15 protein-coding genes are annotated in these 10,919 nt (G+C 39.6%); all 15 read right to left on the bottom strand.

Annotated features, from left to right (window positions below):
- Positions 1 to 243 precede the first annotated feature (243 nt).
- Positions 244 to 969, bottom strand: coding sequence for an FkbM family methyltransferase (locus IM500_RS23285; protein ID WP_190722653.1), 726 nt, complete (start codon positions 967 to 969; stop codon positions 244 to 246).
- A 97-nt stretch (positions 970 to 1,066) separates the two neighbouring features.
- Positions 1,067 to 2,038 carry a glycosyltransferase family 2 protein gene (locus IM500_RS23280; protein ID WP_190722654.1) on the bottom strand — a complete coding sequence of 324 codons (972 nt, stop codon included), beginning with the start codon at positions 2,036 to 2,038 and terminating at the stop codon, positions 1,067 to 1,069.
- A 52-nt stretch (positions 2,039 to 2,090) separates the two neighbouring features.
- Positions 2,091 to 2,360 (bottom strand): DUF2283 domain-containing protein, encoded by a 270-nt coding sequence (locus tag IM500_RS23275; RefSeq protein WP_190722655.1) that lies wholly within the window; start codon positions 2,358 to 2,360, stop codon positions 2,091 to 2,093.
- Positions 2,339 to 2,593: a hypothetical protein gene (locus IM500_RS23270; protein WP_190722656.1), complete on the bottom strand. Its 255-nt coding sequence runs from the start codon at positions 2,591 to 2,593 to the stop codon at positions 2,339 to 2,341. The genes IM500_RS23275 and IM500_RS23270 overlap by 22 nt, the downstream gene beginning before the upstream one ends.
- Positions 2,594 to 2,620: 27 nt before the next feature.
- Positions 2,621 to 3,559 carry a Uma2 family endonuclease gene (locus tag IM500_RS23265; protein WP_287739621.1) on the bottom strand — a complete coding sequence of 313 codons (939 nt, stop codon included), beginning with the start codon at positions 3,557 to 3,559 and terminating at the stop codon, positions 2,621 to 2,623.
- A gap of 201 nt (positions 3,560 to 3,760) precedes the next feature.
- Positions 3,761 to 4,564, bottom strand: coding sequence for a Uma2 family endonuclease (locus IM500_RS23260; RefSeq protein WP_190722658.1), 804 nt, complete (start codon positions 4,562 to 4,564; stop codon positions 3,761 to 3,763).
- A gap of 175 nt (positions 4,565 to 4,739) precedes the next feature.
- A complete protein-coding gene (locus IM500_RS23255; RefSeq protein WP_199328837.1) occupies positions 4,740 to 5,213 on the bottom strand; it encodes a DUF29 domain-containing protein in 474 nt (157 codons plus the stop codon).
- Positions 5,214 to 5,390: 177 nt separating this feature from the next.
- Positions 5,391 to 5,519 carry a hypothetical protein gene (locus IM500_RS23250; RefSeq protein WP_242034687.1) on the bottom strand — a complete coding sequence of 43 codons (129 nt, stop codon included), beginning with the start codon at positions 5,517 to 5,519 and terminating at the stop codon, positions 5,391 to 5,393.
- A 29-nt stretch (positions 5,520 to 5,548) separates the two neighbouring features.
- Positions 5,549 to 5,752, bottom strand: coding sequence for a DUF3782 domain-containing protein (locus IM500_RS23245; protein WP_242034681.1), 204 nt, complete (start codon positions 5,750 to 5,752; stop codon positions 5,549 to 5,551).
- Between the two features lie 242 nt (positions 5,753 to 5,994).
- Positions 5,995 to 7,317: an EpsG family protein gene (locus tag IM500_RS23240; RefSeq protein WP_190722659.1), complete on the bottom strand. Its 1,323-nt coding sequence runs from the start codon at positions 7,315 to 7,317 to the stop codon at positions 5,995 to 5,997.
- Positions 7,318 to 7,382: 65 nt separating this feature from the next.
- Positions 7,383 to 8,075, bottom strand: coding sequence for an FkbM family methyltransferase (locus tag IM500_RS23235; protein ID WP_190722660.1), 693 nt, complete (start codon positions 8,073 to 8,075; stop codon positions 7,383 to 7,385).
- Between the two features lie 143 nt (positions 8,076 to 8,218).
- Positions 8,219 to 9,574 carry a flippase gene (locus tag IM500_RS23230; protein ID WP_287739620.1) on the bottom strand — a complete coding sequence of 452 codons (1,356 nt, stop codon included), beginning with the start codon at positions 9,572 to 9,574 and terminating at the stop codon, positions 8,219 to 8,221.
- Positions 9,575 to 9,743: 169 nt separating this feature from the next.
- Positions 9,744 to 10,085, bottom strand: a complete 342-nt coding sequence (locus IM500_RS23225) for a hypothetical protein (protein ID WP_125730413.1) — start codon at positions 10,083 to 10,085, stop codon at positions 9,744 to 9,746.
- Between the two features lie 84 nt (positions 10,086 to 10,169).
- A complete protein-coding gene (locus IM500_RS23220) occupies positions 10,170 to 10,511 on the bottom strand; it encodes a DUF241 domain-containing protein (RefSeq protein WP_190722662.1) in 342 nt (113 codons plus the stop codon).
- A gap of 148 nt (positions 10,512 to 10,659) precedes the next feature.
- Positions 10,660 to 10,791 carry a hypothetical protein gene (locus IM500_RS23215; protein WP_287739619.1) on the bottom strand — a complete coding sequence of 44 codons (132 nt, stop codon included), beginning with the start codon at positions 10,789 to 10,791 and terminating at the stop codon, positions 10,660 to 10,662.
- Between the last annotated feature and the right edge of the window lie 128 nt (positions 10,792 to 10,919).

The following is a 10,919-nucleotide window of genomic DNA, read 5'->3' as shown; positions in this document are numbered from 1 at the left end:
TCCCCGCTTGGGATTTACTTCGAGAAGCCCAAAATCGCTGAAACCCAGATAGATCAAGGAAAATCATAAATCGAGGTTAACCCTTTGTCCCGTAATGGTTTGAGCCTTTTTTGCTGACCGAAAACGCCTAAGTCCCATTATCCATAGTCTCTCTCGTTGTGTACGCATTGTGTACACAGTGTAGCACTATTTGAGAAAGGACATCAACAAATAACTTTACTCATGTTTTACCAGATTAAAAATTTAATCTGGTTTGAAGAAAATGCCATCCATCTGCAACACCCTCCCAGTTTTTTCGGCGGTAAAACCTGGTTCAATACCGTACAGTTCGTAACCTAATTTTTCTATAATATCAATCATTTCCTTAAACAGGACTTGACCTTCGTAGAGAGGGACTAAAGATAATTCCAGCTTAATGCCTTTAACCAAAGGCAAAATTGCAGTTGCTCCTTCTAGCACTTGCTTTTCCAATCCTTGCACGTCTATTTTGAGAAAAATGGATTTAGTTTCGCTTTTGATATAGTCCTTGGCAATGATATCTAGCCTGCTCAATTTTACTGTTTCTGAACCACAGTAAGCTGATTCCGGTGCAGATTCTAAGTGAGCATCCAGCATTGGCAAAGCTGAACTACTATAACTATTACCTGCAATATTGATGACAATCTCACCTTCTTGGTTGCCGATGGCAGTTTGGGGAGCAATTTCCCACAGCGGGTCTTTTTTACTAACAGCTTTTAACTGAGAGTAAGCACTGGACAGTGGTTCAAAGGAAACAATCCTACCTGAATAGCCTAACTCTCGCAGTAATTTAGCATACTGCCCAATATTAGCACCAACATCGAATACTAAGTCAATATTGTGATAGGCTAACAAGCGCTGCATTTTCGCCGCTTCGGATGTTTGGACATTGTATCTTTTTAGATCAACTCCTAAACTTCTGGCGAGTTTCTTGATTATTTTTTTAGGCATAAATTTTTTAGTGACAATTAATTTTATTCAAGAGGCAATCCAACCCAGTCCCATGAAACAAATACAATGCCGATTTCTGCGTGAACTGGCAGACTTTTCAAACGGGTTCTAAGGGCAGACGCTTTTTTACTGTTCTTGCTACCCGATAAAGGAAAGGCAGACGCTTTTTTATTGTTCTTGCTAACCAGTAAAGTAAGGGAAGGCGACAGTAAACACGATAAGTAAAGTTATCCGCATCGGCATGGGGAACTATATAGGCAGGATGGCGTAAGGGAAAGCTTATAGCTTTGACCGGGATGTTATTCAAAACAGATCTAGAGATTTTGGTGTGTGTTGCCTCTACACCAAATCCAATATTACTAACGAGATTTATATTGGGTGTAATTGTCAAAACATTTTGTAGCAAGCAAGATAGTATCCATTGATAATCCCAAGTGTCGATCTCTCCATCATAGGTTCTTTGTAATATTTCTTTCCAATATCTTGACTGCTGAGTATCCTGGAAAATATATCTCAGAAAATCATCATCTTTAATTTCATTAAGCAAACTCATATCACGATCATAATGCTGCCACGCTCTCCTCCAGGTTGCCCAACCCCATATAAAATGATAGCGAGAGAAGTAATAGCTGTACTTAGTGCGCTGATGACCGAACTGAAAATTACAACCTATTATAGATGCAATTCTCTCATCATTTCGATAATAATCGAGCAATTCTTGGCAAAAGCGAAAAAAACTAGGATGTGGCAAGCAGTCATCTTCAAGAATAATTGCTTCTTCAACTGTATGGAAAACCCAATCTAAACCACTCGACACCCGATTCTTACAACCTAAATTCACATCAGAATAATTCGTCAGCACCTCACAATCCCAATCCACACCCTCGATAATAGCACGAGCCGCTTTACACTTCTCAATATCATCGGCTCTATCTGGACGCGGACCATCGGCAACTACTAATAACTTAGGTGGTTTAGCCTGACGGATAGCTTCAAATACCCTCGCCGTCGTGTCCGGGCGATTGAAAATCAGGAAGGCGACAGGAGTGGTTAGTTGGAAGTCAGTCATGCAACGGATTTACTGTTAACTCGTGGTATCCTAACCCACCCTGACCAAATTGTCAACCCATTTCAGGATTTTCAGAGCCATTAATTTTATTTTCACTATCTCCACTGTTAAAATCCGAAGCTTTCAAGACAGTTAACCCAACTAAGTCTTGATCTCTATAATGATAGATAATATTGTCTTCTAGCAAACTATCATTGGCTCTTTGAGGCTTACGAAAGCTAATATATAAAACATCTGCTTCTTCATCATAATCTATCCAGATTCTTGAAGAAGGTGCGGTTAGCGAATAAGGAATTGATTTTAACAGATTGACTTCTGCCATAGGATGCCCCGCTTGATAATTTTTTCGCAGGAGGATGTCAAAAAAGCAGTTATGACAAATCCATCGTTCTTTAGTTCTTCATAGATGACGACCGCGTCTTTTCTTGAGATAACAGTTTTCGGATAATGTTTTAGTGCTATTAGCTCATCAGTCCATCCCTTAACAATCAAATCAGGTTCAGCAATAGTTTTTAGTACCATATCAATACATCCCGCCAGGTAAGATACTTTCATGGCTTAGAAAATCCATTCATTATTTTCTCAATTTAACTGCCCGAATTGTTCCTGGTAACGAGCCAACAAAGCTTCTAGTTCTAGAACTCGCTGCCGTTCTCTTTCGGCGCGTTGAGCTTCCTGCTCGGCGCGTTGAGTTTGCTGCTCGGCGCGTTGGGTTTGCTGCTCGGCGCGTTGAGCTTCCTGCTCGGCGCGTTGGGTTTGCTGCTCGGCGCGTTGAGCTTCTTGTTGAGCGCGTTGGGTTTGCTGCTCGGCGCGTTGAGCTTCTTGTTGAGCGCGTTGGGTTTGCTGCTCGGCGCGTTGGGTTTCCTGTTCGGTAGGAGTCAGTATCCAATTGCCGTCTCGTCCGTACCAGCGCAGCCACAACCGCTCAATGCCTTGACAATTTCCTGCCCAAAGTCCCAATCCCAATTCTACTTCCTCTAGCCACAACTGCTGGTTTTCTAGTCTTAAAGGCTGATATTTTCCTGATTTTAAGGTAAATGCCTGCAATTGGTTGCTGTAGCGATCAAACACCACGTAGTAGAGAATGCCTAAAATTCGTTCGTAAACTTCCCACTTGGTGGGAGGTTGGTTGATTCCCCGCACGGTACGCCCTAAATCTTCTGCTTCCGTTCCAGGAGAGAGTAATTCGATGGCGATGAAGGGAACAATTTCTTCCTGCCAAATCACATAACTCAGGCGCAATTCCTCTCCTTGGTACAGCCGCGAGACTCCCAAAGCGGCAAACCAGTCCGGCCGCTTGTACCATTGGGGATGGTAAGGGTCGTAGTAGAGATTTAGATCGCTGGCGATAAATATTTGTTCGGCAGGATAGTTAGAAGGTCGAAAGGTCTGGCGCAATAATTCGGGTTGGAAGAGATGAAATTCGTCAGGCAAGCCAGGTTCCTCCAGGTTTTCGCTGGGGAGGTCGTACATGGTTGGTAACATTTCTTTGGGTGGAAGGGACGGCGTTCTCTGGTACATGGGGGGAATGTTGCTAGTTTGGTGTTTAGTTTAGCAAGATAATAGGGCATTCATGTCAATTTTAGACCCCTGAACGCCGCAAGCCTTGATGCACAATAAATCGGAACAGTCGTCAATTCCTCGTTCTCCATTGGTGAAAATGCCGATTCAAAAATGAAGTACACCACCAGGGGAGTCTTACCAAAATCCGCCCAGAGGAAGTTAGAGACTTTCGGGATTAATCCCCAATTCCCTAAGTTTAGCCGCCAATCGTTCGGCTTTTTCTTCGGCTTCCTCAGCTTTCTGTTGTGCTTCCTCAGCTTTCTGTTGTGCTTCCTCAGCTTTCTGTTGTGCTTCCTCAGCTTTCTGTTGTGCTTCCTCAGCTTTCTGTTGTGCTTCCTCAGCCAACTCTCGCGGGGTTGGTAACAATATTCCATCTAAAGTCGCCCAGCGAATCCAGACGGTTGTTACCCCTCTATATTCTCCCTGCCAACGAACTAAAGCTAATCCCAAACGACCACTGATTAGCCATCCTTTCTCGTTGGGTTGCCGTGGTTGATATAGGCCATCAACTAAGACAAATTCGGCAAAATCTTCAGGGTTAAAAGGATCGTACCAGAAATATTCAGGCACTCGTAACTTATCTTGATAAATCTGTTTTTTCTCGGTTTTGTCTATTTGGGCAGTACTTTCTGAGAGTAGTTCAATCACTACATCGGGGGCTTTTCCCTCCTCCCAAGTAACCCAACTTTTTCGCTCCCCTTTTGGTACGTCTAAGACGGCAAAAAAATCAGGTCCTTTGAAGTCTTGATTTTTCAGTTGTGCTGTACTGAAATAGACAAACATATTGCCACTGGCATAACCATCTTCTCGTTGGTCTAGCCAAGGGGATATAGTGTCTATTAACAGATCCATCTGCCATTTATGCCTTTGAGTTTCCATGGGTACTCCATCATCGCAGGGGAGTTCATCTTGCGTGGGTAATGCAGTTAATTGCATCGGTTGACTAAGCGTCAGAGTTTCCATATTTCTGTCCTATATTTTGGGTTTAGTTATTTAGATTTTCTAGATTTTTTGCCCTCTTTAACTGGCTATAGCAATTCTAAATGAGTCGTGAACGGACAGGGGGCTTAAGCCCCTTGTTCAGCTACCTGTTGTCAAGGGTTTAGGGGATTACTATATGTTATATCACAATTCTAGGCTAAGACGCATTTAAGTAGAAATCATCATCCAAGAGCTGCTCAATTGAAAAAGGACAGGTGATTGGATACTCATTTTCTAATGGTATGCGAACGCCAAATTTAGCTTTTTTTCCATCTCTAATTGCCAGCTGGCGAGCGTCTGGATAGACTGAGGAAACTGCTGTTGACAGATAGAGATTGAGAGATGGAGTATCTCGCAAGCTTTTTTGAACTCGCTGCCGGTGTTCGTTGATTGAATCATACCAACTGCCTGTCATCGTATCAGGCGCATCGCCTTGTATCTTGAGCTTGAGTAAATGAGCCAACAAAACCATTAAGTTACTTTCTAAGGCTCTTTTTTCTGACTTGCCCAAGTCTTGTAATTCCTCAATTAAGTGTTCAACGTCTAGTCGTTCAAATTGACGATCTTTTAATTGTTGGATTGTCTGTTCAATCCACAAGTCAAAATCAGAATCATATAAAATAGTGGACATTTCTAGCAGTTTTATTAATGATATACATTGGTCAACCTTAATATTAACAAATATTGTCCTTTTTGTCAATTAGTGCTCGCCTGATAATTTCCTTGTACTATTTATCTTCCTTACCCTTCCTGTTATTAACTGAATTCTCCATCTCTTACAGAACTATAAACTTCTATTCCTAAATTTTTAGCTACTTGCTGCGCCTTGAAATCTACCATCAGTGAAATAACTATCTTGCAGTTGGATTCTTGTTGGTGGCGCTGCTGATAAAATTGTACTTTTACTTATAGAGGATTGGATTTCGCCAATTATCAACAGTCCATTTTTGATTAACAAATCCAATTCTATCTGGTCTGGACTGCCAAAACTTCTCCTTGGTCATCATATTCAGTAATATTAAGCACCCGCACCCCGAAAGACTCTTCTAAAATTGCTTTGAGGGCATTGCGGAAAGATTCCTCCGAGTGCAGTCCCCATATCGCTCCCAAAGCATCAACACTACTGTCGTAATCGTCCCGCATTTCCCTATCTTGCAGAATTTGAGGCATTTATTGGCGGATAATCGCCTTAATATATTCTTGTGTCATGACTTTTCTTGCAGGCAGCATCTTTGCTCCTATTATATCAAAGGCGATCGCGGCTGTGTCCAACTTCATTTATCTTCACTTTGTTTGATCGCAAATAATGGTAGGATTAAAATCTGGAAGCTAAAACTTTAGGATGATTGAGTAAACACTTTTTTAGGACAGCAATCAACTAATGATACAGCAAAGAAGTTATTTGTGTATGTTTAACGAAATCTTTCTATTTGTACGTCGTTGGTAAAGCTTTCGTAAGCTAATTTTATGTACTCCAATATAGAATTTTCAAATGGTTGACCGTTAAGATAATATAATTCTACCTTTCCTTGATTATAAAGAAAATAGAAAAACCTGACAAATACAGCAATAAGGCTAATGGCAATAAAAATATTTTTTAGATCTGGAATTTTCCATTTTTTATCGAGAAGTTGGTAGTAGAAAATTCCAGAAAAACCAAGCAACAATAAACCAATTCTTAAACTAAAATGTCCACCAATATTACTTGTTATCAGACATAAGAAAAATAAATATGTAAAGATTATAGACATAATCATATCTCTATTTTTATTTCTAGGAGATTGCTGATTTTTTTTTAACATGAAGCTATTGATCAAAAAAATAGTTAAAAATTCAACTATTTTTGTACGACTAATTCCTAAGCCAGTATCTTTGTTTTCAGCAGCCCAGTAACGAGATTTTGCATATAAAGCTTCAGTTCCTTTAAGGATATCAAAAAACTTCAATAAAGTACCGTATCGAATACCGATCGCGAAAGCTGATATAAGTAAAAACAAAACTAGAATTTTAAAAACTAGATTATTCGTAAAGATAGAAAATAATTTGCGTATCCAATTAGTCCCTTTTATTCCCCATATAATAATGGGCAAATACATAATGCTAGTAAAGTGAGTAAAAATACTTATCGCATAAAATCCCCAGGTAGCTATCTCACTCTCTAGATTAACTATAGCGAGTAGTACAAAGGTGCTGGCAATAAATTGCCTCATTAAAAATATTTGTATAAAGAACACTGGATTTGCTATTGTATAAAATAAAATCAAAGCAAAATTTTCTTTTGATAATTTAATAGCTATATAGATAGTCGCCAAATTAATAAATAAAGACCAACAGAATAAAAAAGAGTATTTAGAACCATTAGAAATTATATAAATAGGATAGCTCAATAAAGGGAGTATAAATTCAACACCTTTGCCATGAGCTAATTCAAATGGGCTATATCGCCCTAAGTCTTCATAGTTTGTTACATAAACTGCAGTATCAGAAATAATGTTCTGGGATGACGTAAAAATTGCAGTTGTTACAGTAATTAATATTAAAATGACTAAATTTAGCCCATTTATTTTATTTTTCTTCCTATTAAAATTAAAATGGATGAAAAGAAGGAGTGGAAAAATGCCAATTATAGGTATTATAATCCATACAATTAAGCCGAGAAATAGGAATACATATTTCAAGGATCTATTATGGTAGGATAGCTTCTTGACAAGGTTAAACGTTGGAAGATTAGTCATATAATAATCTCATATTTGTTTTGGATATTGTTTGAACGAAAAATAATTGTTAGTCTCAGCCCAGTCTATAGATTTAATCTATAGTTTTTATGTACAGCAACTATATTTTGATAGGCAAATATTTCACAAAAGATGGGACTATATGTATCTAATGGCAATAGATGACTTGGCAACATCCTAAAAATTTTATAATCTTCTAATAGGTCGTAAAAATCTTTAAAGAAAGTCCTACTAAAAATGTTCATTTCATTAAACTCAAAGTGGATAATCTCAATCATACCTTTTTTAAGAGCTTCCTTCAGCCCCTCAAGGACACTGTATTCATTCCCCTCAACGTCAATTTTAAGCAAGTTTACTTTTTGTATATTCTGCTCAGACAAAAAGCTATCTAGATCGATAACGTCCACTAAATGTGAAACTGAGTTACACTGGCGAAGCTCATTAATAGCACCTCTATACAGAGAAGCATGAGACGAGCCATCTTGATTTTCGTAATCATATAGTTCTAGTTTTGATTGACTTTTACCACAACCTAAATTCAAAGCATTATATTTATTTTTCATGGCATTCTCTTGAAGTATTTTAAAAGTTTTTGGATGCGGCTCAAACGCATAAATTATAATTTCTGAGTTAAGTTTTTTGAGCAAGTTAGAATAGTCGCCTACATTAGCCCCGACATCAAGCACGACTGAACCTGGTTGAAAATTTTTTGTCAGTTTGGTAAGAAAAGAATACTCGCCACTTATTTTTTTTATCATTCTTCTAATTCAAAATTCCTAGAAAATTTAGCGTCAATGAATATAGCCTGATATTGAAGCTATTAAAAAAAGGTCTTGCTAAAATCCATACTAAACAGTTTCTGATTGTTTGTTTCATGGCATTAGTTGTTTCAAGTTCAAGACTATATTAGGATTTGCTTTATTTTATTAAAATAATTTAGATTTTGCTCAAAACGAAATGGTATAAACAAAGCTTTAGTTAACATCAGGCTATGTTTGAACATAGGAGGATAAAGTAAACAACTAATGTAACAAGCTACCGCCTGCGATAACATAGTTGCTATCGCCGCTCCCACACCGCTGTAGGGGGGAATAAGCAAGAAATTCAACCAGACATTGACAATCGCTCCTAATGAAGTTGTCAAAAAACTAAACCGAGTGAAGTTTTCAGCCATTAACCAGTTGCTGCGAGCTACGCCCAAAAAGACGAAAGGACCAGCCCAAATATGCCATGCTAGAATTGTACCAGCTTCAGCAAACTCCTTGCCGAGCAAAGTTGTCAACAAAGGTACTGAAGCAAAGGTCATAGGAATCGCTATCGACAGTGCCATCCAAGCCATGAGATCGTACAGTTGTTGTAGTCTAGCATAATATTCCTCTCCACTCCTCTGCTTCGCCCGCAGGATTGCCGGAAAGACAGAAGAACAAACTGCCATAGGAATAAAATACCAAATTTCTGAGAACCTGACCGCCGCCGCATAGTTTCCCACTGCTTGAGCATTTGCCATATTACCGAGCATAACTTGATCGATCTTCATGTAAATCGTTATCATGACACCCGATAGGATCAGCGGCCACGAATCTCGCAGCATTTCTAACCCTTTCGACCAATTGACTCTCCATTGCCATATAGATTGGTGGTACTTAGGGTAAACCCAGAGCATTCCCAGCACCTTCACAACCTGCTCTGCCAGAATTAACCAGACAAAAGCCATTAACGGCAACTTGAAGGCAATAAATGAAAGTTTGATCAGGGAACTCATAATTAACTGGACGCTTCTCAGAATAGCCAAGACTCCTGAAAGTACCTGTGATTGAAACCAAAACTCGATCGCGTCAAAAGCACTGAACATTAAGCTAAAGGAAATTATTAAGGTCATCCAGCGAACGTCAGGATCGGTCTCAAACGTCCAGATGGCCATACCAATTATAATAATTGTCAATAAACTAGCGATTAACTTTAGCACAAAAGCAGTACCCAAAATCTCTGGAGCCGCTTTTTCCTCTTGGACGATATTGCGGATGACGATGGCATTCAACCCCAATTGAGCGATCGCACTAAAAAGAGCGACAAAACTGGTAGTATAACTCAATTTTCCGAAATTTTCTGACCCTAAATATCTAATTACCCAAATTCCGACAAAAAAAGCTAGTATCATGGTCAGCAGACGCTCGGCAAATAGCCAACCGACATTGCCCAGAATCTTTCGCAATCCAGGACTCAGCTTTTCCACCACTGCTCTCCACTTTGCCACCATAATATTCGATCCTTTTTGATAGCCGAAACATCCTACTCGAGAGACCTTTTAACAATTTAGCCAACAATAATTTTTGCTCCATGAATAGTCTATCAATTATTTTGTAAATTAGTTTCACAAAAGGTTAGGTTAAATTGTCGAGACGCAATCGCCGCTGGTTTTATCAAGCTTATGATTGATTTTCTGGTTTAATTTGCCGAATCAAATAGCGAACTTCTGACAGCAAAACCTCAAAACGCTTGTCTGACTCTTCCTGTCTTTGCCTGGTTTCGGCAATTTCTGCTTGCCGAGCTTCATTTTCTCGCTGTTGTTGAGCAGCTATTTGTAACAGTGCTTGTGCTGTCAATTGTAACCCTTCTACTGAGTCTCGCAATTCCGAAACCGAGTCTTTGACTTCCGAAACTGAGTCTTTGATTTCCGAAACCGATTCTCGCAATTCCGAAACTGAGTCTGCCAATTCATCTAGCATCTCATCTGTCCATCTCGTCCGTTCCCCATCCCGTTTTGTCATGGCTTGTTTTTCTCCCTTCTCAGGTTCAATAGCTGCTTAAATTGTGGGTAATTATAGACGCAATCGCCGCCATTTTCCTCAAGCTTATGATTGATTTTCTGGCTTAATTTGCCGAATCAAATAGCGAACTTCTGACAGCAAAACCTCAAAACGCTGGTCTGACTCTTCCTGTCTTTGCCTGATTTCGGCAATTTCTGCTTGCCGAGCTTCATTTTCTCGCTGTTGTTGAGCAGCTATTTGTAACAGTGCTTGTGCTGTCAATTGTAACCCTTCTACTGAATCTTTAACCTCTGAAACCGATTGCCGCAATTCCGAAACTGATTCTCGCAATTCCAAAACTGAGTCTTTGACTCCCGAAACTGAGTCTGCCAATCCATCTAGCATCTCATCTGTCCATCTGGAGTTTCTGGCCGAGCCTCTGGTCATGGCTGGCTTTTCTCCTTTTTTAATAACTGCTTACAATTCATTTATTATCGACGCAATCGCCAGCAATTTCCCAACATATTTCCTCTCGACGCATAACAGTTGCTACCATAGCACACAATCAGCTAAATTGTAAAGCTGTATAGATTCTTCATTCAGCCTCCAAGTCAATTCCCATTGCCTTAAGTTGCGCCGCCAATCTGTCTGCCCTAGCTTTTTCTCCCTCGGCCCGCCGTTCAGCTTGTTCGGCTCTTTTCCGCTCCTGTTCAAGGGAGCATCTCACTTACGCGATGAGTAATTATACTTAGCTTAAAAGCCACTCTTAATCGTGTCTTGGAACGAAATAGAGGCTTTTAAAGACTGCGTACATAGAGAATTAAAACAAGAATTACCCTCGAAAAGCCTATTTTT

Origin of the sequence: Microcystis sp. M179S2 (assembly GCF_020245805.1) — a bacterium.
In the GTDB taxonomy this organism is placed as follows: Bacteria; Cyanobacteriota; Cyanobacteriia; order Cyanobacteriales; family Microcystaceae; genus Microcystis; species Microcystis aeruginosa.
This window is presented reverse-complemented; position numbering and strand designations above follow the sequence as displayed.